This window comes from Arthrobacter sp. StoSoilB13 (assembly GCF_019977255.1).
Lineage (GTDB): Bacteria > Actinomycetota > Actinomycetes > Actinomycetales > Micrococcaceae > Arthrobacter.
Map to the genome: position 1 here is coordinate 802326 of NZ_AP024649.1, position 21961 is coordinate 824286.

The window sequence follows — 21961 nt, forward strand, 5'->3', positions numbered from 1 at the left end:
CCGTGGAGCGATGGCGCTGCCGGGCATGCGTCGCCGGCTGCGAAGATGCGTGATGCATGCGGGTGGTAGTGATGGTTCAGGACGAATCGCCCTTTGTGGGCGTTCACGTTTTCGGCCCCAAACGCCGAAAATTTCGTCCCGGCTGAGCTTCGGGGCGCGCGTTACTGCAGTCCCCCATCCTTCCCAGCCATTTGATACTAGGCCCGGTGAGGGGCAAAGGCAACGACTTTTCGTGCCGCCTGTCAGGCTCGTGGTCGTTCCACAACGATCGACGCCGGTGCCGAGCCGCCCACCGAATCCGGGTTGGCGACGTACAGGACACCCTCGCTAATGCGGGCCTCAACCCCTGCCCCGTTAAGCCTTTGCATCAGTGGTTCCAGATCGCCGTCGTATTCAAAAGCGAGATCGCCGGACTCTGCCGCCGGACCGTGGATCACGCGCAGGATCCCGCCGTTTTTGGCGGTGAACGTCGCCGATTCGTCATCCGACGTCCGCGGGCGGCCGCCGATGTTGCGGAGCTCCTGCGCGGAGTCGTCGACGCCGGGACTCACCCAGGTGGCTACCACGGCAAGGGCCGGGTCGGCTTTGTCCGACGTCGCCCAGGTGCCATCCCCGGCGCGCGGGGCGGGGTCCGCCAGGAACGAGAAGCCATCCCGGGCAGTGATCTGCACGGTCTGCCCATGCGAGGCCTCGGTGACTTCTGCGATGGTCCCGTCCTCCTGTGTGCGCCGGGCGAACTCTTCCAGCACTCCAACCTCGACGCCAAAGATCGTGACGCCGTCCTGCGGTGTGCCGCTCATCGCCTGCGTGTGTTCCACGCGGTGCAGCGCCAGCCGACCCGAGCCGGCATCGAACTCCAACCAGTCGCCATCCTTGACCGTGTTGACCATGCCCAGTGCTTCCAGCAGTTCAGTCCACTGATGCGGGCGGGAGGTGAAGTGGATGGGGCGGGCTCGCAACATGGGTCCTCCTGGGCTGGCTTCACTGGCACTCCGGGTTCTGCTGGCACTCCGGCTTCTGGCCTCCAGCCTATGCCGCCCGGTTTGCCGCAGAATGAATCCATGCCCATTGAGCTCGAAGAATTGATCGTCAAGGACGCGGCCACATGGCGGGCGTGGCTTGAAGAACACGCTGCCGACAGTCCTGGCGTGTGGCTGGTCCTTCACAAGAAGGGTGGGAACGTCACGGAGTTGGACTACGACGCCGCGTTGGACGAGGCGCTGTGTTTCGGCTGGATCGACGGCCAATCGAAAAGCCGCGACGCCGAAAGCTACTTCCAGCGCATGACACCCCGGGGCCGCCGGAGCATCTGGTCAGCGCGCAACGTCGGGCACATTACGCGCTTGGACCAGGAAGGAAGGATGACAGCAGCCGGGTGGGCCGCCGTCGACGCCGCCAAAGCCGATGGGCGCTGGGAAGCTGCGTATGCCGGACCCGCCGATTCTGTGGTTCCTGATGATCTCGCAGCTGCCATCGCTGCTGTTCCGGAGGCGCAGGCCATGTTCGACGTCCTGACGTCCCAGAACCGTTTCGCCCTCATCCACCGGACCAACCTTGTCAAAAGGGCAGACACGCGGGAGAGGAAAATCGCCGGTTTTGTGGAGATGCTTGCCCGGCACGAGGCCCCGTACCCGCAGAAGAAGCGCCCCGCTTCCGAGCCCAGGTAGTCAGGCTTCGGGCGCGAACGCCACGCCTTCGCCCACGACGCGAAGGCTGAGCTCCGTGCCGGGCTTGGTGATGGACGCGTTCCAGTGCCGGATGGTGATGATCTCGCCGCCGCCGGGGTAGCGGTGGCCATTTCCGGATAGGACGCCGTCCGCCGCGGTGTAAGCGGCGAGCCTTATTCGGACGGTCGTTTCGGGACCGAAGTAGTCCGTATCCACAACGACGCCCCGGATCGGGGCCGTCGGGTGCGATGCGTATTTGCTCCGGGCGGAGCATGAGCTGCACTTTGCCCTGTGCCGGTGGCCGGCGGACAGGAATCCCGCCCAGGGAACACGTGGCCAGGGACCCTTCCATCCACGCGTCCAGGATCACGGCGTCGCCGAGGAATTCGGCCGTGGCGCGGTCTGCTGGGCGGGTGTAGACCACAAAGGGGTTGCCAATTTGTGCCAGCTTGCCTCCACGCATGATGGCTACCTGGTCGGCAAAGGAAAGGGCTTCGGCTTGGTCGTGGGTTACGAGGATGGTTGTAACGCCGGCCGCGTTGAGCACGTTGGCCACTGCCCGCCGGGTGGCTACCCGGAGTCCGGCGTCGAGTGCGGAGAACGGCTCGTCCAACAACATGAGCTCGGGTTCGCGGGCCAGGGCACGCGCCAGGGCGACGCGCTGTTGCTGCCCGCCGGACAACTGGTGCGGCCGCCGCTTTGCCATGGACGCATCCAGCGACACCATTTCGAGCAGCTCCTGGACGCGGGACGCTACAGCCCGCCGTCCGCCGTCGAGCTTTCCCGAATCCAGTCCAAAAGCGACGTTCTGTCCCACGGTCAAATGCGGGAAAAGAGCCCCATCCTGGGCGACGTATCCCACCTGCCGTTTGTGCGCGGGGAACCACACGCCATCGCCCGCAACCGTTGAGCCGTTCAGCGAAATAGTGCCGGTGTCTGGGTGCTCGAAACCTGCAATCAGGCGAAGCAGCGTAGTTTTGCCGGAGCCGGAAGGGCCAACGATGGCGGTCGTTCCGCCCTTGGCAACGGAAAGGTTGACGCCCTTCAACACAGCCTGGGAACCGAAATTCTTTGTGACCTCAGCGATGTCCAAGTGCGTGTTGGTGGTGGGCACAATGGATGGCGCCACGCGCGGTGACGGGAGCCTGGGGGGAGATTGTTCGGTCACTGTCCGGCAACTTTCTTGGACTGTTGGAAAAGAAGGTAGGTCATCGGGGCGGAAAGCACGATCATCAACAGCGCATAGGGCGCAGCGCCTGCGTAGTCGATCTCGCTGCTCTTGCTCCAGAACTCCGTTGCCAGGGTGCGGGTTCCATTGGGCGAGAGAAGGAGGGTGGCCGTGAGTTCGTTGACGATGGCCAGGAAGACCAGTGCAGCACCACCTGCCGCAGCCGGGGCCGTGAGCCGCAAGGTCACCCTGAAAAAGGACACCAGCGGAGCTTTGCCAAGGGATTGAGCGGCTTCATCGAGCTCTTTGGGTGCCTGGGCCAGCCCGGAGCGGATGTTGACCAGCGCCCGGGGAAGGAAGAGCAGGACATAGGCGGCCACCAGCACTCCGGCACTTTGGTAGATGCCGGGAACTGCGCGGATGCTGACGGTGACGAACGCGAGGCCCACAACGATTCCGGGCAGGGAGCTGGTCACGTAGTTGGACAGTTCAAGCATCTTGCTGAACCAGCTTGGATGCCGCACTGCCAGGTAGGCCATGGGAAAAGCCACGATCGTGGTAACTGCGGCACCGGCAGCCCCGTACAGGAGGGTCTGCAGCAACGCGGGCAGGAATTCGTCGGCCGCCCAAACCTCGGCGCCTCCGGCAGAAAGCCAGCGCAGGACGAACCAGACAGGAAGCCCAAACGCCAGCCCTGTCAGGGCCAGCAAAGCGAGCTGCGCCGGAGCTTGGTATCCGCCCAGGGGCGCCCGCGTTGCTTTCGCTTGGGCGCCTGAACCAATCCGCGCGTAGCGGGCTGTGCCACGGCTCTTGACCTCGGCAAGGAGAAGAAGGAGGCAGAGGAAGACCAGGACACTGGCCAGCATGTTTCCGGCGGCACCGTTGAACGTCGACTGGAACTGGACCATGATCGCCGTCGTGAAGGTATCAAAGCGGATCATCGCGAAAGCGCCATACTCCGCAAGGAGGTGCAACGCCACCAGCAACCCACCGCCGGTCATTGCGATACGAAGCTGCGGGAGCACTACCCGGAAGAACACGGCCCAGGACCCCAGGCCAAGCGACGCGGCGGATTGTTCGATCGCCGGATCCAACCGCCCCAGCGTCGCGGCTGCGGGAATGTAGACCAAAGGGAAATAGGACAGGGTGGCTATCAGCACGCCGGACCAGATGCCCTGCAGGGAAGGTACGGCCGATACCCATGCGTAGCTGTTCACGAAGGCGGGAATGGCGAGCGGAGCAGCCAGTGCCACGGCCCACCAGCGGCTTCCCCGTAGCTTGGTGCGCTCAACCAGCCAAGCGCCGCCCACCCCAAGAATGAGGCACAACGGCACGGTCAGGACCGTCAACATGATGGTGTTCAACAGCAGTTCGCCAACCCGTGGGCGAACAATGAGTTCGACGGCGGTGTCCCAGCCTGTCGCTGCCGTCATGAAGATGACGTAACCCAGCGGCATCAGGGAAAACAGTGCAATCAACACTGCCAGCAACGACACCGTGGAAACGCCGAATGGCGGGCGAGGGCGCTTGCCCTTGCCCGCCGTCGTCGTGCTCCCTGCCGACTGGGGAATGTCGGGAGCCGATAGATCAGTGGTCACAGAATTACAGGAGTCCTGCCTTGGTCATCAGATCGGTGACCTTGGTGGAGTTCAGCTTGGCCGGGTCAACGGTGGGCGCCTGCAGGTCCTTGATCGGGACAAGCTTGTCATTGGCATCCACCTGCGAGGCGATGGCGTACTCGAACGAGGTACCGGTCTTGAGGACTTCCTGGCCCTTCTTGCCCGTGATGAACTTCAGGAAGGCCTGGGCATCTGCTGCCTTTTTGGACGACTTCAGGACACCGCCGCCGGAGACCGAGAGGAACGCGCCCGGATCCTGGTTCTTGAAGAAGTACGGCGTGACGTTCTTGGAGTTCTCGCCGGTCTTGGCCTGGTCGCCATAGTAGTAATAGTGGTAGATCAGTGCGGCGTCCACTTCACCGGCGTTCACGGCCTTCATGGCCGTGCTGTTGCCCTTGTAGGCCTTGAAGTTTTCCTTCATGCCCTTGAGCCATTCTTCCGTGGCGGCTTCACCCTTGAGCTCAAGCAGTGCTGCGACGATCGCCTGGAAGTCAGCACCCGACGGTGAAGCGGCCCACTTGCCCTTCCACTCAGGGTTCGCCAAGTCCAGCATGGACTTGGGCAGCTTGTCTTCGCTGATCTTGTTCTTGTCGTAGACCAGGACGGTGGAGCGGGCGGCGATGCCGGTCCACTTGCCCGTGGAAGGCCGGAATTCGGCGGGAACCTGGTCCAACGTGGCCTTGTCGACGTCGGCAAAGAGTCCGGCGTTCTCCACCTGCGCCATTGCGGGGGAGTTCTCCGTCAGGAAGACGTCTGCCGGAGAAGCAGCACCCTCCTGGACGATCTGGTTGGACAGCTCGGTATCCGAGCCCTGCCGCATGGTGACCTTGATGCCTGTTTCCTTGGTGAAGGCATCCACCCATTCCTTGGTCAGGCTCTCATGCTGCGCGTTGTACACCGTGATGCCTTCGCCGGAAGCAGCAGCATCTGACGACGGCGAACCGGAGGCGGCGGGGGTGCCGGCGTTGGAACCGCAGGCGGTGAGGCCAAGGGCGGCGGAGGCGAGCAGGGCGATTCCCGCCAGCGCGTTTTTCGAGAGCTTCATGAGGGCTTCTTTCTGCGAACAAAGACACGGAGTGCCAAGTTTTGGGGCTTGGTCCGTACGAGCGGGAAGGTTTGGGGGAGCCCGCTGAGAAAAGCGTAGGTTAGGCAAACCTATGCTTCCAAAGCCGAGAGGGGTTATGTGATAAGGATCACAACAATTACGGAACTATTGCGTGCCGTAATTACCGCGCTACGGTTCCAGCGTGGCCGCAGCCTCAAGCGCCATCCACGCCTGCAGTTGGGTGGAAAGCTCGACGGCGGTCCCCGCCGGATACGTTTCACTCGCCGGGCGCAAGGGGCTGGGGGAGAAGGTGAGGTCCGGACTTTTGGGATCATCGCCGGACTCCCGGCGGCCATCCCAGAAGGCCCCGGCTGTGCTGAGAACGAGGACCCCGGCTGTTTCGCGGGTTGCTTCCGGCAGGCGCTGATCCCTGGCCGCGAGAGCCAGGTACCGGATCAGGATGCCGGTAAAGAGGCCCCCATCCCCGGTTCCATCGCCGTGGATTACCTGCGTCCCGGGAACGGTGAGCTCCCTCGCAACGGCTTCCACCAAGTGGGCGGCGCGGTCCAGGTTCTCCTGTCCGCCCAGTTCCAGAAGTGCCCCAAGGATTGGGCCTTGGTTGTAGGTGTAGACTGCGTCCTCAAGGACGATCTCCCCATTCCGTATGCGAAGTCCATCCAAATACAGGGCGCGTTGCGGGTGCAGGAGCTTGCTGTTCAGCCAGTTCACCAGGGCTTGAGCCCGCTCGCGGCGATCTGTTCTTGCGAAGTAGAGTGCCACGGGCGCCGTTGCGGGCGTGTTCTTGAAATCCCGCTTGGTACTCCAGAACGTTCCGCCGCCCAGGTCGTCCGTGGAAGCCGAATCGAATTGCAGCGTTAGCTTCCTGCGGACGTACGCATTTCGGCGGCGTCCTGGCTTCCGCGTCTCCTCGGCCAGTTGTTCCAATCGAAGGGTGGATAGTGCCAGCCAGGCCATGTCGTCGTAGTAATTGTTGACGAACCTGAAGAAGTTCCGGAGCCGGATGGTGGTGACCAGCCGGGAAGCGAGTCGTCCCGCGCTCGGGCGGGAGTCGCCGTCGAACCTTGTTTTGGTGGCCAGTTCGCGGCGTCCGGTGTCCACCAGGCAATCCACGTAGTGCGCCTGCCACCAGTAATGCCACGGGTTGAAAACGCTGCGGAAGCGCCGCGGGGGGATGCTGACGGCGCCGATGTGCGTACCCGGAAGGAAGAGCAGCCGTCGGCCGAAAGCGTGGGTCACGGACCGTGCGGCCTCGTCTGCGCGAATCGCCCACACTGCTGCCTCCGCTGTGGGTGGTTGCTGGCCGGTGGGGTTGCTTTCGGTGGGCATGGGAACAGCCTATCCGGGGCCCAGGGTGCGCTCGATCACAATTCCAGTTAACATGCATTAACGGATTTGAGTCTGCATCAAGGAGGATGGATGGACATCAAGGGCACGGTCGCGCTGGTCACCGGCGGGGCGTCAGGCTTGGGCGCGGCAACCGCCAAACGCTTGTTCGACGGCGGAGCGTCGGTGGTGCTGGTGGACTTGCCAAACTCTGCCGGGGAAGATTATGCGGCGGAGTTGAACGCCATTGGCTCGGCGGTTGGCCCGAATGCGGTAGGTTCCGCCAGCGGCGATGCGGGTCCGCGGGCCGTCTTCGCCCCCGCCGACGTAACCAACGAAGCCCAGGTCCAGGCCGCCGTCGACGCCGCTGCTTCACTGGGAACCCTGCGAATAGTCGTTAACTGCGCCGGCATCGCGACGCCGGGCAAGGTCCTGGGCCGCGAGGGTGTTCTGCCGCTCGAGACATTTAACAAAGTCATCCAGATCAACCTCGTCGGAACCTTCAACGTCATCCGTTTGGCAGCTGCGGCCATGGTGGAAAGCGAGCCGGTTTCCACTGAATTGGGCGGCCCCGAACGCGGAGTCATTATCAACACGGCGTCCGTCGCCGCTTTCGAAGGGCAGATCGGCCAGCCTGCCTATGCCGCGTCCAAAGGTGCGGTTGCGGCGATGACATTGCCCTTGGCGCGCGAGTTCGCCCGCTCGCTGATCCGGGTTGCCACTATTGCCCCCGGCATCTTCGAGACCCCAATGATGGCCGGATTGCCGCAGGCTGCCCAGGAGTCACTCGGCCAGCAGGTACCTCACCCTGCACGGCTTGGCCGCGCGGCCGAATACGCCAATCTAGCCGCACACATCGTCGAGAATGCGATGCTGAACGGCGAGACGATCCGGCTGGACGGCGCCATCCGCATGGGTCTGAAATGATGGGCGACTACAGCGGTGGGCCGACTACTGCGGCTTTGGTGGGTCAGGTACCAGCATCTGTGGCGGACCTGCCTACGGCTGACTTCTTCGACTTTGAATCTCTCCTAAGCGTCCAGGAACAGCGGAAACTCAACGAGCTCCGTTCCTTCCTTGCCTCCGAGATCGCCCCCTACGCAGGGCAGTGGTGGGACAAGGCCGAGTTCCCCGAACAGATCCTGCCCAAGCTCGCGGCCCTTCGCCTCAGTGCTCCGGCCCAGCGCGGTTACACACATTTGTTCGCCGGGCTGGTCATAGCCGAGATGACGCGCGTGGACACCTCCATCGCGACGTTCTTCATGGTCCACCACGATCTCTTCGTTGAGTCGCTCTACGACTTTGGCAGCGACGCCCAACAGGACAAATACCTCGACGACGCCTCGAACCTCCGCACTACAGGCGCCTTCGCGCTCACCGAACCAGAGCATGGGTCCGACGTCGCGGGCGGCATGCAGACCACAGCCCGGCGTGTGGAAAGAGCGGCGTCGGACGGCGGCGATTACTGGGTGATCAACGGCGCCAAGCGCTGGATCGGCAATGGGACGTTCTGCGACTACATGCTGGTGTGGGCCAAGGACGAAAGCGACGGCGCCGTTCGGGCATTCATCGTGGACGCCTCCTTGCCAGGCATCACCCGGAGCCGGATCGAGAACAAGATCGCGCTCCGAACTGTGCAGAACGCCGACATTCTCTTCGACGACGTCCACGTCGCGGAATCAGACCGTTTCGCCGGAATCAGCAGTTTCTCGGATACGAACCACCTCTTGCGCGGTTCACGGATCATGGTTGCCTGGCAGGCGGTCGGCCAGCAGTTGGCAGCCTTCGATGTCGCGCGGCAATATGCGGTGGAACGGCTGCAGTTCGGTAAACCCCTTGCCAGGTTCCAGCTGATCCAGCAGCACCTGGTGGATATGCTGGGCAACGCCGTGGCGAGCATGGGGATGATGGTGCGGATCGCCCAACTACAGGAGGGTATTTCCCGGGACGCGCAGGGTGTCCGGCACGGCGGTGCCGACATGGCCCAGGTGGCTCTGGCAAAGGCATACTGCAGTGCACGGATGCGTGAAAGCGTTGCCTTGGGCCGCTCCATCCTGGGCGGAAACGGCATCGTCACCGACTACAAAATCGCGAAGATCTTTGCCGACGCCGAGGCCATCTTCACCTATGAGGGCTCATACGAGATCAACTCGTTGATCGTGGGCCGTGCCGTAACGGGCGTCTCCGCCATCGTGTAGCCTCTTTCGCTGTCCGGGCGCCCCGCGCTTTACTCCTGAGGGATCTTTTCGCCAGCCTCAACGCGGACATCGATGGAATTTCCGCGGACCGGCATGGGGCAGGTGCCGTAAGGGGTAAAAGCGCTGGGGTAGTTGATGGCGCGGTTGAAATCGATCACCACGGATCCATCCGGGCGTGGGCGGGGGATGAAAACCTTCCGCCATTCATCCGTGGTGTCGCCGTTGGTCTCATCGTGGAACGTCACGTTCAAGGCACCGAGTTTCTCTTCCTCGGCGTGGAGGCGAACTTCATGAGCAACGCCGGGAACCCGGAACACCACTTCCCCGACCGAGCGATGGACGCCATCCACCAAGGGGTTGGCCGTTCCGATGGGTACATCCACCGGCTGGTCATAGGGTTCGAACCGGCCCTGAATCACCCAGTCCGGGCTGTAGTCGTAGGTGGGAACCCCAGCGAAGTCCGTAAAAACGGGCGAGCCCGCGTCCCTGGTCCGGATGGCGTACTTGTCCGCCCGCATCGCAAGCTCCACCACCACCTGCTTCCCGTCCTCGCCGCCGTACTGCACCCACATGAGGGACTCTTCATCCTGCAGGGTCGCCGTCACTGTGCCATCGACGCTTTCCCCGCTCTCAACGAGGGTCAGGCCATCCCCTCTGGTGGCCGTGAGGGTTGCAGTCGTGCCGTCCGTTGACCACAGCCCAGGAGCAAACTCGACTTCCGAGGGCTCCGGCTCGAGCCACTGAAACGAGGTCAGCGTCAGCCAGCCGTGATCGGAGGCCAGTGCTGCATTCCGAGACGCTCGGAACCGCTCCCAACGGGCAAGCTGGGCGTCTGTTGCAGTGGTGGGCGAGTTCATGGTTCTCCTCGGCAGATGTGAGCCACGGTTGGCGGCTTTGCAATCTCCTCAACTATGCGCCGCCGGTGTGCATTCCCGGAAGCGGGCATTCCCGGAGGGCACCGATGGGCCGTGCACCCAATGCACGGCCCATCGGTCGGTTGGTCAGTGCTGTCGACTTGCCGAACGCCGGGCGCCCAGGAAAGCGAGCAGCGATCCCAAGGCCAACAGCGCGGCGGCTGCGAAGATGAACGCCGTGCTTTGAGCGCCAGTCGAAGCAAGGGGTTCTGGCGCCGTAACTTCTGCGGGCTGAGTGGGCTCGTCGGTCGCTACAGGCACCGCGGTGCTTGTGCTTGGCCTGGGTGTTGCCGTGGCGCTGGGTGTGGCGCTGGGTGTGGGTGTTGCTGTGCTGGGTGTGGATGCAGGTGTTGTTGTGCTGGGGCTCGGCGTGGGTGTTGCGGTGGCGCTGGGTGTGGGTGTTGCTGTGCTGGTGGTCGGCGTCGGCGTGGGTGCTGCTGTGCTGGTGGTCGGGCTCGGTGACGGGGTTGCCGTCGGCGTGGGTGTTGCGGTGGCGCTGGGTGTGGGTGTTGCTGTGCTGGTGGTCGGCGTCGGCGTGGGTGCTGCTGTGCTGGTGGTCGGGCTCGGTGACGGGGTTGCCGTCGGCGTGGGTGTTGCGGTGGCGCTGGGTGTGGGTGTTGCTGTGCTGGTGGTCGGCGTCGGCGTCGGCGTGGGCGTTCCGGTGCTGGGGCTCGGCGTCGGTGTGGGTGTTGCCGTGGGGCTTGCCGTTCCGTCGCCTGTTCCGTCAGCGTGGGTCCGCCGCGTTTCGGCGCCGACAGGGGTTTCTTCACCAGCAATGGTTACGGTTCCGCTGTTGGTGTACACGTTGAGCTTCCTGTCCGTCACTTTGGTGACGACGAACAGCTCCACCCGTTCACCCTTTGGCAGGCCCGTCCATCGCACCGTTGCTTCGTGGGGAGTGCACTCAACAGTTGCGGGGTATCGTTCGTTGTCCATTGGCTCGGTGATGTTTCCGGAGCTGCTGACAACTCTGCCGACGCGCGGAGTGATGTGGTCGCAATCGATTTCCATGCCAGCGGCGGGCGTGTCCGTCACAACGACGTCGTTTGATTCTGAAGGCATTGGAGGCATGTAAAAGATGGATTCAAGTTCAGTTTGCGGAGCGTCGGCCCCACCACATCGACTTGCCCGCCGAAGTAGGGGGAGCGGGATCGCAGTCCTTGGTGCATGGACCGTCGACACGGACAGGCACGCGTACCACTGTTGATCCCACGGCGAAGTTCAGTTCGGTCGTTTCGCCGGTGCCCGGCTGCACAGCATATTGCGTGCTGAAATTACACGTCCCACCCACATTGTTGGGATGTTCCGCCACGAAGTCGGTCAACGTGAAGACCACTTGTCCGGCATCGTTGGCTGCCGCCTTGGCGACTGTTTCGCCGTCGGCGTTGTCAAGATCAAATGACGCGGCACCAAACCAGCGAAGTTCTGGTGGCAGCTGCAGGTTGAAGGTATCGCCCGGTTGCGAGTTGTCAGGGACGGACCACTGACAGGTCAGGTTTACTTGGTCCCATTGGCTCGTAACTACTGAATCCGTGCTGATGGTGACCGCTGCACCCGGGATCACGGCAGCATTGGCTGGCCCTGCCGACCAGGCGAGCCCGAAGGCTGTCATTACGACGGCCAGTAGTGCGGCCACCAGAGAGGCGGACTTTAGATGGAGCTGATTCTTCATGTGTTGGATAGTCCTTCGAATGCGGAAGCGTGTCTCGTCGCATGTGAGTGGCGGCTCGACGCTGTTCGTGACGGCACCAACAGGCTTCACTCACATTGCTTCGGGAAGGTAATCCTGGGGCGCTGGTTCTGAAGGGGAATTTGCCAACGGGAAGAACTGCATGCGCGCGGGGCGGAGGGCTCCTTCACCCAGGCTTTCCATGGCAGTCCTGCACTCCATGAGTTGCCCAAGGTTGCCTGCTGAGAGGGGCAACAGCACGTGGACAGCAGAGTTCTTATACATGGCCGTAGCGCCTGTCCCGTGCAGCTGCCGTTGAACAGTTTCTCCGAGCCGCGCCAGAAGCGTCCAGCAATGGCCGCGGCTCTCAAGAGGTTGGGGCAGTGACAGGACCGCTAGAGCGTAAGGGTGGGAACATGCCACCCCAAAAGTGGAGAGTTCGTGGATACGTCGCTGGAAATGGGCTTGCGTGGCCAGCCCCGTCTGAACGTCCGTGCACGAAATCGGCGGTGCCGATTCGGCGGCCTCTGCCCATCCTTCAGCCAAGGATTGGAGAGCCTCGATGTCCATGTTCCGGTCTGCTGCAAGGAAGAGGGCGCGGAAATCCGTCATGGTTTCACTGATACCAACGCCGTTCCGGGCTCGCGCCGCGCCCAAGGATCTTGCTGTAGGAGGTGGAACACTGGCCCGTGTAGCCAGCGACGTCACCACCGAGCGGACCTCGGGCAGGAACCAGTCTGCGGGGAACCGCCAACCATGCTGATAACTGGTGGTCTGCCATCTGCGCATCAACAGGTGTCGGGAAAATGTACATTCAGCGAATGATTTTGTCCGGAACGATGTCATATCCGACTAGTGCATCCGAGTTGGGATTCATGACGAAAACGGGCAGGAGGTTCTCTTTAATAAACGTTCTGTACAAATTCGCGTCATGACTTGCAAGGGATGCCCACTCCGTCTATATGGGCACGATTTTTCATGTTGTGGGGGTGCCTTAAATGGCATCCGGGACAGGTACCGACAACGCTTCCAGCGCAGGAGTTGAGAGCGATGGTCATCTTATCGGGTTGGTGCGCGGCGGTGACATGTCCGCATTCGATGAACTGTATGAACGCCATGTGTCTGTCGCGTCCACAGTGGCCCGGCGAAACGTGGACAATCCAAGTGATGCCGAGGATGTTGTGGCCGAGGCTTTCCAAGCCGTATTGCAGAGCCTCGTTGCGGGACGGGGGCCGGACAACTTCTTCAGGGCCTATCTGCTGTCCACTGTCACCCGCCTGTCACATCATCGGAACCGGAAGGCCGGGCGGTCGCTGCCCAGTAGCGACGACGCCATTCTTGACCGTACGATGCCGGAACCCGATGCCGTAGTCAAAGCCTTCGAATCCCATACGGTTGCAAAGGCATTTCGCGCCCTTCCAGAGCGGTGGCAGGCGGTGCTTTGGTATCTGGACGTGGAAAGAATGAAGCCAGCGGCGGTGGCACCACTCCTGGGTCTGTCCGCGAATGCCGTGTCAGCACTGGCGCTCCGGGCACGGGAAGGCCTGAGGCGGCAATACCTGCAAGCCCACGTGGCGGAAGCACTGGACAGTGACTGCGCTGGATTCGCATCGAAACTCGGTACATTCATTCGAGGAGGACTGTCAAGGATTGCTGAACGCAAGATGCGTCAACACCTTAATGGTTGCTCGAAATGCACCCTTGCCCTCTCGGAACTAAAGGACGTTCAGGGAACCATGAGGGCTGTGCTTATCCCGCTCGTGACCGGCATACCTCTCGCCACCTTGGCAGCTAAGGGTGCCGGACTGGGTGTCTTGGGAGGGCTGGTCCCCATCAAGGCGGCGATAGTGGTGCCGGCTATTGGGCAACCAGCGGTAATGGCCATGGTTGCGGTGGCAGGATTGGGCCTGGCTCTAGGCGCGGTGGGAATCGTTGGTCGCTTGACGCCGGATGTCCCCATGGAGCAGTTGGCCGTTGAAACGAGTTCCTCCCGTCAGGAATCTTTCATCGGGACCCCGGCTCCGGTACCCACGTCGAATCCAAGCCCGGCGTTGCCCGGTTCGCCAGGTGCCGTTGAGCCGTCACCGTCGAACGTCGCGTCTGAACCGTCCGCCGCCGCGCCCGAACCCTTGGCCGTTGGCCCGGTCCCTTCCGGCTCGGAGTCCCAGCCGTCGCCGCAACACCTTGAACCCTCGCCGGCCCCCCACCCCACCAGCTGCAAGAGCCCTGCCCGCGTCACTTGGGGCGGTGACAGCGTCGGTGCGGATACCCAAGGACCGTGGTTCCGGCATGACGGCCATGGAGGTGGATTTTGGTATCGGCGGCTCACAGTCCCTGGGACCGGCCAAAGCCGTGTTCTCAGTAGAAATGGATGCACGGATCCAGGAGAGTTCACTGCTTGCTCCGGAAGGGTGGTCCTGCTCCATGGAGGGGCGGACAGCCGTCACCTGCATTACAGCTTCGGCACGGCGGAGCGATCTCCATTTTCAGGTTTCCGCCGAATCCAAGCGTAAAAAGGGCGCCGGTGTCCTGACATATTCCTTGAGTGGGAGTGGCCTCGCAGCGGGCGAATTTGTGCACAAATACTGACAGTAAATCACTGCCGGATGCAGCGTCACGAACCTATTCCGCCGGCCACTAACTGAGAGGCAATGCCCCGAGAGGGCAGCCGCTCTTTTGTCTGTGCAATTTAGGGGAAATATGAAAGCAACGTTGTTGGCCGTTGCAGGCTTGCTGGGCACGTTGGCGGCGGTTTGGGCTTTGGCCCCGATCGGTCAAAACTGGTTCGTCCGCAGGTTCAGCTCGCCGCATGGCCTCCGATGGGCCATGGCAAGTTTGGGCGCCCTGTTGCTGCTGTCACTGGTGGGATGCGCAATGGAGCCGGCGCACCGCCCGTGGCTTGAGATCATAGTCCTTCTCGCAGGAGCCGGGTTGATTGTGGGCTTTCTTGTCGCGCCCGCCTTCAGGATTCATCATGGTGTGGCCTCGCAGCCCCGAAGGGTGCTGGCCATAGGAGCCCACCCTGACGATCTGGAATTGGCTTGCGGTGCCACCCTCGCCAAATTGGCCGATGCCGGCCATGAAGTCCGAACCATGGTGATGAGCTCGGGGGGAAAGGGTGGAGACAGTGCCATCCGTTTGACCGAAGCCGCGTCAGGCTCGGATTTCATGGGCGCCTCCAAAGTCCATGTCCACGACTTTACGGACACCAGCCTCGCCGAACACGGGGATGAAATGGTCCAGGCGATTGAGGTCGTGATGGGCGATTTTCGCCCCGACGTTGTGATTACCCATTCCCGTAACGATTACCACCAGGACCATCAGGCCGTACACAGTGCGACTATGCGGGCGGCCCGCCAGCACTCCTCCATCCTGTGCTTCGAGAGTCCTTCATCCACACGTCAGTTCGATCCCAGCGTCTTCGTGGATATCGCGGGGTATGTGGACGTAAAGATTCACGCCGTTGCCATGCACCGGAACCAAAAGGGCAAGCCTTACATGAGTGCAGAAAGAGTACGGAGCCTCGCAGCGTTCAGGGGCTCGCAAGTAAAGACGACATACGCAGAGGGTTTCGAACCTGTTCGGCTGCTTGGCTCTGCCGTAGGGGAGTTCTGATGGTTCGGGTACTCGTAACAGGCGTCGGAGGACCAGCTGGCTCCTCCTTGGCGCGCCAGCTAAGAGAACTGGGACATTGGGTCCTGGGCGTTGATATGCAAGCAGTGAACGGTTCCGCGGCTCACATGGTCTCCTTGGTATCGCCCTCCAGCTCTCCCGACTATCTCTGGGAACTGCGGGGACTCGCGGGCGTCCATGCCATCGATCTTGTGGTGCCCACCGTCAGCGATGAACTCGTCCTGGTTTCCGAAGCCAGGCAAGGCTTCGCTCCTAATGTCGAGGTCCTTATTGCGGACCCCGCACCCGTTCGAACCGCGAATGACAAATTCCTCACCATGGGATGCCTTGCAAATGCAGGCGTCGCTGTCCCGGATTTCGGGCTGCCCGGCGATTTCGCCTCTGTCAATCAGGCGATGGCGCGGCTAGGGGGATCCCTGGTGGTCAAGCCTCGGATTTCGCGCGGCGGACGCGGGGTGCAGGTACTGGAAAAGGCTGCCGACGGCGGCCGGAACGCCGCCCACGTCTGGTCCTCCTTGGACGATTCCTGGATTGTGCAACGATTCGCGCCTGGAACGGAGTACGCGCCCGTGGTCCTCCACCACAGGCCTGAGCCGGGTCAGGACGATCTTGTGGTGGTGCTGGAGAAGACAGAACTCAAAGAGGGACGCGTGGGCAACGCCGTGTCCGTCAGGAGGATCGAGGGAGCCGGGAGTGCCGACGTTGCTCAATTGGCTGATTCAGCCGTGACCGCGCTCGGGTTGACAGGGCCCATCGACGTGGACGTGCGCCGCCTGCAGGACGGAAGCCCGGTGGTACTGGAGATCAACGCGAGGTTCGGTGCAAACAGTGCGTTCGCCCCCGAACTCCTGGAGAACGTCCTGGGCCGATATGTTGCCGGTCGATTGACCGGAAGGCGTGCGTGACACCTCTTGATGCTGCCCTGGCGTTTGTCCAGGTTGGAGGCGTGCTGATTCTCAGTTTCGGTGTGGTCAAAATCGTCTACGTTCCATTGGCCTTGTATTTCAACCGGCTTTACCGTTCCAACTCCGCCAGGCATCGCTATTCCGTCATCACTGACCGGCCCTTGGTCTCTGTGATCGTGCCCGGCTATAACGAGGCCGTGGTGATCACCAGTTGCGTCGAGTCGATACTTGCCAGCCGCTATTTACGCCTGGAAGTGATTCTGGTGGACGACGGTTCCACTGATTCCACCGCCAGCATCATGGCAGGGCTTGCAGATCAATATGATCGGGTCCGGTTTCTCTCCCAAACGAACGCAGGGAAGGGGGCTGCGCTCAACTATGGCATCGCCAAGGCCAAGGGAGACATCCTGATGTTTGTCGACGCCGACGGGATTTTTGCCCCCGACACCCTGATGCGCATGCTCGAGGGTTTTGATCACACCAAGGTAGGAGCGGTATGCGGCGACGACCGGCCGGTTAACCTGAATCGCGTTCAAACGATGATGCTTGCCGTCCTAAGCCACGTCGGGACAGGCCTGGTCCGCAGGGCCTTGTCCTTGCTGCATTGCCTGCCGATCGTCTCCGGGAACATAGGTGCCTTCCGCCGTGACGTAGTCCAGCTGGTAGGCGGTTTTCACGAGGACACGCTCGGTGAGGATCTTGAGCTCACTTGGCGTGTCTACAAGGCCGGCTACCGGGTGAGGTTCCAGCCCTCAGCCCTGGTCTATGCCGAGTCGCCGTCAACGATGGGCGGATTGTGGCGGCAGCGCGTGCGGTGGTCGCGGGGCTTGCTTCAGACGCTCCGGATGCATATCGGTATGCTGGGCCGGCGGCGTTACGGGCTGTTTGGCATGTTTCTTTTGTTCAACGCCATCACCATGGTGGTGATCCCTGTGCTGCAACTTGCCATCTTGGCTGTGCTGCCGTTCCTGTACCTCGCTGGTTCTGGTCCGGTACCCGGTGAAGTCCTCGCCATTCTTGGCTGGTTGGGACTGTTTGTGTCCCTGGCGCTAATTGTCTTCTCCATTGGCCTCAACCGTTCATGGAAGGACCTTCGTTTTCTATGGACGCTGCCCCTGTGGCCCCTGTATTCGGTATTCGTTGGCCTGGCTTTAGCCAGCGCAATCATCAAGGAGATCCGCGGCAGCCCTGCCGTCTGGAACAAGTTGCAACGGACGGGCGTCATTTCCATAACTGCCACAGAATCCGGCCCCCGCTACGAGGCAGGGGTATGAAGGCTTTCGGATCCAGGATGCTGTTTGCCAGGCTAAGTGCTGCCCTGGTGGGCTCCGTTCTCCTTGGCGTTGCATTGACGGGTGTCGCCGCGTGTGGAGCAGAAACGGAGGTTCGTCCGATGGACCGCATGGTGAATCTTGGGTTTGAGGACGTCGTCAACGAGGACCGTTTACCCCTTGTGGACCTGGCGGAACGATTGGAAGCCGTGGACGCCACCGCCGTATCGATCTCCGTGGGACGCACAGATTGGACGGCCTTTCCCTGGTCCGGCCAAGCCGGCTCGGCCTCTTATGAGGTTTCCCGCACTGGACGGGACTTCGTGGGGGAGGCGATCTCAGCATTGGCGAAAAGTGGGAAGGAACGGGATGTGATCCTCACGATCGATGTCCTGTTGGACCGTGCGCTGAGTGAGGACCCCTCCCTGGCCGGTCGGAATATCGCTGGTGAGCCATCCAAAGCCTTCGCCAGTGTGTCGTCCCTGCGGCACGGCAAGGCCGGCGCCCGCTTGGCTTCCTTGTCTGCCGCCGTCGCGAAGAAGTACCGGCCCACAGCGGTGAATCTCACGGAATTGATGTTCGATGATTTCACCTTTGGCAGTGATGACTTCGATGACTTCAAAGCCACCACCGGAGAAGATGACTGGCCCAGAAACCATGAAGGCGGGATCGACCAGTCGGATGCCCGGATCAGCACTTGGCGGAGCGAAGCCATGGCTGACATCGTGCGCAGGGTGGCAGCCGCCGTCGAACCCTATGGCGTCCGGCTGGAGATGGACGTGCGCTCGCCGCGGGAATCACCGTCGGCGGACCGCTCCGACAGCGGCCACGATTACGACCTCTTGCTAAAGCAGCTCGACCGGCTCCACGTTTGGGAGTACGTAGGACTTAATGCCGAGCGCTCGCCGCGGACGAAGGACCTCGCAGAAGCCCTGACCCGCCGCGCGGGCTCCCGCATGTCATTGTCTATCGGGCTCTGGTCCGATGACGGCACGATCTCCCCGGAAAGGTTCGAAACGGCTTTGCGTGAGGCTTCCCGGGGCGGGGCCACCTCGGTGTCCGTGACACCCGTAAGCCTCATGACCGACGCGCATTGGGAGGTCTTGCGGAAGGCTTGGGTCCGGTAATTACGGGCTGTCCGGCGCTCATCCCGGGGCGTACCCTGAGCGCATGGGCATGGAATCCGTGATGACGGCAGTAGTAAGCCCTGCACTGATTGTCGGGTCGGTTTGGGCTGGCACACGGCTGGTGCAGAAGGGTGTTTCCGCGAAGGGGGCAACGGGCACACTCGGGAGTGTCCTATCCATGATCGAGCCGGCCACTGGTGCGCCGACCAAAATGGAGGCCGCGGCAGCCCGCGAGGAAATGCGGCAGCGAAGGCACGAGAAATTGGTAGCCGGTCCGGGCACCGCAGAGGTCGGGCTATTCGCCGGGAAGGTGGTCCTGCCGCCGTCGGCCGACATGATAGGCAGGCAGCAATCCGGTGAGGCCAAAATCTGAGACGTATTCCCGAGGTCGAGTCTGGTGCGGGTAAGATCCCGTAGGAAACATTAGTAACCCGGCTCACAGTATCCAGCGCAGTGTACGAGCCAAAACCAGCCGAAGGTAAGTATTTATGGTTCACACTGCCCATCAAGACACCGATCTCGCTGCAGAACTGCGGGCTGATGTACGCCGGGTTTCCACCCTGTTGGGTGAGTCCCTGGTGCGACAACACGGCCCGGAATTGCTGCAGCTCGTGGAGCAGGTCCGCTTGCTGACCAAGGAATCCAAAGAGGCCGCGCGGGGCGGGGCGGACGCGACCGGTCCATGGAGCGCGCACGACGTCGTAGCCCAGGTCCGCGAGTTGCTCGCGTCCTTGCCTCTGGACCAGGCGACGGATCTGGTTCGCGCCTTCGCGTTCTATTTCCACCTCAGCAATGCGGCAGAGCAGGTCCACCGCGTCCGCGGGCTAAGGACCCGACAGGAGAAGGACGGCTGGCTTGCGAAGGCCGTTACGGAAATTGCCGGCCAGGCTGGGCCTCAGGTCCTTCAGGACGTTGTTAATGAGCTTGACGTGCGGCCCATTTTCACGGCACACCCCACGGAGGCTTCGCGACGCTCAGTGCTGGACAAGGTCCGCAAACTCTCCGACGTCCTGGCCCAGCCCACGGAAGAGGGAACCACTGCCCGACGCCGCCAGGATCGCCAGCTCTCGGAAATCATCGACCAAATGTGGCAGACCGATGAGCTTCGCCAGGTCCGGCCAACGCCTGTGGATGAAGCCCGTAACGCGATCTACTACCTGAACAGCATCCTCACCGATGCCATGCCGGAGATGCTGACAGACCTTTCCGAACTCCTTGCCGAGCACGGGGTGGTCCTGCCCGCCGCAAGCGCGCCGCTGCGTTTCGGTTCATGGATCGGTGGCGACCGCGATGGAAACCCCAACGTTACCGCGGCTGTTACGCGCGAGATCCTGCAGTTGCAGAACCAGAATGCGGTCCGGATCAGTATTGCGCTGATCGACGAGCTGATCTCGGTGCTGTCCAACTCCACCGCCCTGTTCGGGGGCCGACCAGGAGTTGCTGGATTCGATCGAGGTGGACCTCAAGAACCTCCCCGGTCTGGATAAGCGCATCCTGGAGCTCAATGCCCAGGAGCCTTATCGACTCAAGCTCACGTGTATCAAGGCCAAGCTCATCAATACGGGCCGCCGCGTTTCCGCCTCGACTTATCATGAGCCCGGCCGGGACTACGCCACTACGAGTGAGCTGTTGGCCGAGTTCGGCCTGCTTGAGGCGTCGCTCCGGAACCACGCTGCGGGCCTTGTTGCCGATGGCGCCTTGGCACGTGTTCGCCGTGCGATCGCAGCCTTCGGCCTTCACCTGGCAACCTTGGACATCCGCGAACATGCCGATTACCACCACGATGCAGTCGGACAGCTCGTGGACCGTCTTGGTACCGAGAAGCCGTACGCCTCTCTGACCCGCGAGGAACGTTTCGAATTCCTCGGTGCCGAGCTGGCCTCACGCCGTCCGCTCTCCGGCCACCCGATCAAACTCGAAGGCACTGCGGACGGCACCTACGACGTCTTCCGGAGCATCCGCCAGGCCCTGCACACGTACGGTCCGGACGTCGTGGAAACATACATTATTTCCATGACCCGGGGCGCCGATGACGTCCTGGCGGCAGCTGTGCTGGCACGCGAGGCTGGTTTGATTGACCTCTTCGGGGCAAAGCCGCACGCCAAGATCGGCTTTGCTCCGCTGCTGGAAACCGTCGAGGAGCTCCGCGCGTCCGCTGAGATTGTGGATCAGTTGCTCTCCGATCCGTCCTACCGTGAACTGGTCCGGCTCCGCGGCGACGTCCAGGAAATCATGCTCGGATACTCCGATTCCAACAAGGAATCCGGTGTCATGACCAGCCAGTGGGAGATCCACAAGACCCAGCGGAAGCTGCGCGATGTGGCTGCCAAGCACGGTGTGAGGGTCCGCTTGTTCCACGGCCGTGGTGGTTCCGTAGGCCGTGGTGGTGGTCCGACGTACGACGCCATCATGGCCCAGCCCAACGGTGTCCTCGAGGGCGAAATTAAGTTCACGGAGCAGGGCGAGGTCATCTCGGACAAGTACTCACTTCCCGAGCTTGCCCGCGAGAACCTTGAGCTATCCCTGGCAGCAGTCATGCAGGGTTCTGCCTTGCACCGGACTCCGCGTACCTCCGAAGACGAGCGCGTGCGCTACGCGAACGTCATGGAAACAATTTCCGATGCTGCCTTTGCACGCTACCGGGCATTGATCGACGACGCCGATCTTCCGGCCTATTTCCTGGCCTCCACACCTGTGGAGCAGTTGGGTTCCTTGAACATCGGATCACGCCCTTCCAAGCGGCCCGATTCCGGAGCAGGCCTGGGTGGCCTCCGTGCGATCCCGTGGGTGTTCGGTTGGACGCAGTCCCGTCAGATCGTTCCCGGCTGGTTTGGCGTGGGCTCCGGCCTGAAGGCGGCACGGGAAGCCGGTGACGCTGATCAGCTGATGGAAATGATGGACCGCTGGCACTTCTTCCGTTCGGTGATTTCCAACGTCGAAATGACCTTGGCCAAGACCGACATGGAAATCGCGGGACACTACGTTTCCTCGTTGGTCCCGGAGGAATTGCACCGCCTGTTCCACATGATCCGGGACGAGTACGAGCTCACCGTGGCCGAAATCGAACGCCTCACTGGAGAGATTGAACTTCTGGACGCCCAGCCCACGCTGAAGCGGTCCCTGGAAATCCGTGACCAGTATCTGGATCCCATCAGTTACCTCCAAGTGGAGCTGCTGCGACGCGTCCGCGAGGAATCGGTGTCCGGCGCGGAAATTGATGAACGTCTCCAGCGCGCCATGCTGATCACCGTCAACGGAGTGGCAGCCGGCCTGCGTAACACCGGCTAGACGTTCTCTCACATCCTGCCGGTTTTTCAGGATCGCTCTCTCACATCCTGCCGGTTTTTCCGGATCGCTCTCTCCCCCTTCGAAATGTCGATGGGGCGGGGGAGCGTTCCGGC

The 21961-nt window shown here is 62.1% G+C and carries 17 protein-coding genes and 2 pseudogenes; 11 read left to right on the forward strand and 8 right to left on the reverse strand.

Features of this window, described 5'->3' with window-relative positions; translation table 11 throughout:
- Positions 1 to 242: 242 nt before the first annotated feature.
- Positions 243 to 962, reverse strand: coding sequence for a hypothetical protein (locus tag LDP01_RS22320; protein ID WP_224094289.1), 720 nt, complete (start codon positions 960 to 962; stop codon positions 243 to 245).
- A gap of 99 nt (positions 963 to 1061) precedes the next feature.
- Here LDP01_RS22320 and LDP01_RS22325 point away from each other — a divergent pair, with 99 nt between their 5' ends.
- Entirely contained in the window at positions 1062 to 1667 is a 606-nt protein-coding gene (locus LDP01_RS22325) for a YdeI/OmpD-associated family protein (protein WP_224094291.1), read from the forward strand.
- Here LDP01_RS22325 and LDP01_RS22330 read toward each other — a convergent pair.
- The 4 genes and pseudogenes from LDP01_RS22330 to LDP01_RS22345 all read right to left on the reverse strand — a co-directional run bounded on the left by LDP01_RS22330 (position 1668) and on the right by LDP01_RS22345 (position 6846).
- Positions 1668 to 2796: pseudogene (locus LDP01_RS22330) on the reverse strand (ABC transporter ATP-binding protein).
- Positions 2797 to 2831: 35 nt separating this feature from the next.
- Positions 2832 to 4433: an ABC transporter permease gene (locus LDP01_RS22335; protein ID WP_224094293.1), complete on the reverse strand. Its 1602-nt coding sequence runs from the start codon at positions 4431 to 4433 to the stop codon at positions 2832 to 2834.
- Between the two features lie 4 nt (positions 4434 to 4437).
- Positions 4438 to 5499, reverse strand: a complete 1062-nt coding sequence (locus LDP01_RS22340) for an iron ABC transporter substrate-binding protein (protein ID WP_224094295.1) — start codon at positions 5497 to 5499, stop codon at positions 4438 to 4440.
- Positions 5500 to 5688: 189 nt separating this feature from the next.
- The gene (locus tag LDP01_RS22345) at positions 5689 to 6846 is read right to left on the reverse strand and encodes a glycoside hydrolase family 76 protein (RefSeq protein WP_224094297.1); all 1158 of its coding nucleotides are present in this window, start codon (positions 6844 to 6846) and stop codon (positions 5689 to 5691) included.
- Between the two features lie 90 nt (positions 6847 to 6936).
- Here LDP01_RS22345 and LDP01_RS22350 point away from each other — a divergent pair, with 90 nt between their 5' ends.
- Positions 6937 to 7770, forward strand: coding sequence for an SDR family NAD(P)-dependent oxidoreductase (locus LDP01_RS22350; protein WP_224094298.1), 834 nt, complete (start codon positions 6937 to 6939; stop codon positions 7768 to 7770).
- The gene (locus LDP01_RS22355) at positions 7770 to 9041 is read left to right on the forward strand and encodes an acyl-CoA dehydrogenase family protein (RefSeq protein ID WP_224095130.1); all 1272 of its coding nucleotides are present in this window, start codon (positions 7770 to 7772) and stop codon (positions 9039 to 9041) included. The genes LDP01_RS22350 and LDP01_RS22355 overlap by 1 nt, the downstream gene beginning before the upstream one ends.
- Before the next feature lie 29 nt (positions 9042 to 9070).
- Here the strand turns inward: LDP01_RS22355 and LDP01_RS22360 are convergent, their stop codons facing one another.
- Complete coding sequence (locus LDP01_RS22360; RefSeq protein ID WP_224094299.1) at positions 9071 to 9898, reverse strand: DUF1684 domain-containing protein; 828 nt, start codon at positions 9896 to 9898, stop codon at positions 9071 to 9073.
- Between the two features lie 292 nt (positions 9899 to 10190).
- Here LDP01_RS22360 and LDP01_RS22365 point away from each other — a divergent pair, with 292 nt between their 5' ends.
- Positions 10191 to 11030, forward strand: coding sequence for a hypothetical protein (locus LDP01_RS22365; RefSeq protein ID WP_224094300.1), 840 nt, complete (start codon positions 10191 to 10193; stop codon positions 11028 to 11030).
- Positions 11031 to 11045: 15 nt separating this feature from the next.
- Here LDP01_RS22365 and LDP01_RS22370 read toward each other — a convergent pair whose 3' ends face one another.
- Positions 11046 to 11627, reverse strand: a complete 582-nt coding sequence (locus LDP01_RS22370) for an Ig-like domain-containing protein (RefSeq protein ID WP_224094301.1) — start codon at positions 11625 to 11627, stop codon at positions 11046 to 11048.
- Positions 11628 to 11717: 90 nt separating this feature from the next.
- Complete coding sequence (locus LDP01_RS22375; RefSeq protein ID WP_224094302.1) at positions 11718 to 12413, reverse strand: hypothetical protein; 696 nt, start codon at positions 12411 to 12413, stop codon at positions 11718 to 11720.
- 209 nt (positions 12414 to 12622) lie between these two features.
- On the opposite strand from LDP01_RS22375, the gene LDP01_RS22380 reads away from it, so the two are divergent.
- The 7 genes and pseudogenes from LDP01_RS22380 (at position 12623) to ppc (ending at position 21848) form a co-directional block, all read left to right on the forward strand.
- The gene (locus LDP01_RS22380; protein ID WP_224094303.1) at positions 12623 to 14137 is read left to right on the forward strand and encodes an RNA polymerase sigma factor; all 1515 of its coding nucleotides are present in this window, start codon (positions 12623 to 12625) and stop codon (positions 14135 to 14137) included.
- A gap of 187 nt (positions 14138 to 14324) precedes the next feature.
- Positions 14325 to 15239, forward strand: coding sequence for a PIG-L deacetylase family protein (locus LDP01_RS22385; RefSeq protein WP_224094304.1), 915 nt, complete (start codon positions 14325 to 14327; stop codon positions 15237 to 15239).
- Positions 15239 to 16162 (forward strand): ATP-grasp domain-containing protein, encoded by a 924-nt coding sequence (locus tag LDP01_RS22390; RefSeq protein ID WP_224094306.1) that lies wholly within the window; start codon positions 15239 to 15241, stop codon positions 16160 to 16162. Before LDP01_RS22385 ends, LDP01_RS22390 begins: the two co-directional genes overlap by 1 nt.
- Entirely contained in the window at positions 16159 to 17436 is a 1278-nt protein-coding gene (locus LDP01_RS22395; RefSeq protein WP_224094308.1) for a glycosyltransferase family 2 protein, read from the forward strand. The genes LDP01_RS22390 and LDP01_RS22395 overlap by 4 nt, the downstream gene beginning before the upstream one ends.
- Positions 17433 to 18560: a hypothetical protein gene (locus LDP01_RS22400; RefSeq protein WP_224094310.1), complete on the forward strand. Its 1128-nt coding sequence runs from the start codon at positions 17433 to 17435 to the stop codon at positions 18558 to 18560. The genes LDP01_RS22395 and LDP01_RS22400 overlap by 4 nt, the downstream gene beginning before the upstream one ends.
- A 43-nt stretch (positions 18561 to 18603) precedes the next feature.
- Positions 18604 to 18933: a hypothetical protein gene (locus LDP01_RS22405; RefSeq protein WP_224094312.1), complete on the forward strand. Its 330-nt coding sequence runs from the start codon at positions 18604 to 18606 to the stop codon at positions 18931 to 18933.
- Positions 18934 to 19048: 115 nt separating this feature from the next.
- Positions 19049 to 21848 (forward strand): annotated as a pseudogene (ppc, locus tag LDP01_RS22410) (phosphoenolpyruvate carboxylase).
- Positions 21849 to 21961 lie beyond the last annotated feature (113 nt).

Bases quoted from the DNA above. Each gene is read 5' to 3' on its own strand.
- LDP01_RS22320 (WP_224094289.1), bottom strand. From the start codon at position 962: ATGTTGCGAGCCCGCCCCATCCACTTCACCTCCCGCCCGCATCAGTGG.
- LDP01_RS22325 (WP_224094291.1), top strand. From the start codon at position 1,062: ATGCCCATTGAGCTCGAAGAATTGATCGTCAAGGACGCGGCCACATGG.
- LDP01_RS22340 (WP_224094295.1), bottom strand. From the start codon at position 5,499: ATGAAGCTCTCGAAAAACGCGCTGGCGGGAATCGCCCTGCTCGCCTCC.
- LDP01_RS22345 (WP_224094297.1), bottom strand. From the start codon at position 6,846: ATGCCCACCGAAAGCAACCCCACCGGCCAGCAACCACCCACAGCGGAG.
- LDP01_RS22350 (WP_224094298.1), top strand. From the start codon at position 6,937: ATGGACATCAAGGGCACGGTCGCGCTGGTCACCGGCGGGGCGTCAGGC.
- LDP01_RS22355 (WP_224095130.1), top strand. From the start codon at position 7,770: ATGGGCGACTACAGCGGTGGGCCGACTACTGCGGCTTTGGTGGGTCAG.
- LDP01_RS22360 (WP_224094299.1), bottom strand. From the start codon at position 9,898: ATGAACTCGCCCACCACTGCAACAGACGCCCAGCTTGCCCGTTGGGAG.
- LDP01_RS22370 (WP_224094301.1), bottom strand. From the start codon at position 11,627: ATGAAGAATCAGCTCCATCTAAAGTCCGCCTCTCTGGTGGCCGCACTA.
- LDP01_RS22375 (WP_224094302.1), bottom strand. From the start codon at position 12,413: ATGCGCAGATGGCAGACCACCAGTTATCAGCATGGTTGGCGGTTCCCC.
- LDP01_RS22380 (WP_224094303.1), top strand. From the start codon at position 12,623: ATGGCATCCGGGACAGGTACCGACAACGCTTCCAGCGCAGGAGTTGAG.
- LDP01_RS22385 (WP_224094304.1), top strand. From the start codon at position 14,325: ATGAAAGCAACGTTGTTGGCCGTTGCAGGCTTGCTGGGCACGTTGGCG.
- LDP01_RS22390 (WP_224094306.1), top strand. From the start codon at position 15,239: ATGGTTCGGGTACTCGTAACAGGCGTCGGAGGACCAGCTGGCTCCTCC.
- LDP01_RS22400 (WP_224094310.1), top strand. From the start codon at position 17,433: ATGAAGGCTTTCGGATCCAGGATGCTGTTTGCCAGGCTAAGTGCTGCC.
- LDP01_RS22405 (WP_224094312.1), top strand. From the start codon at position 18,604: ATGGGCATGGAATCCGTGATGACGGCAGTAGTAAGCCCTGCACTGATT.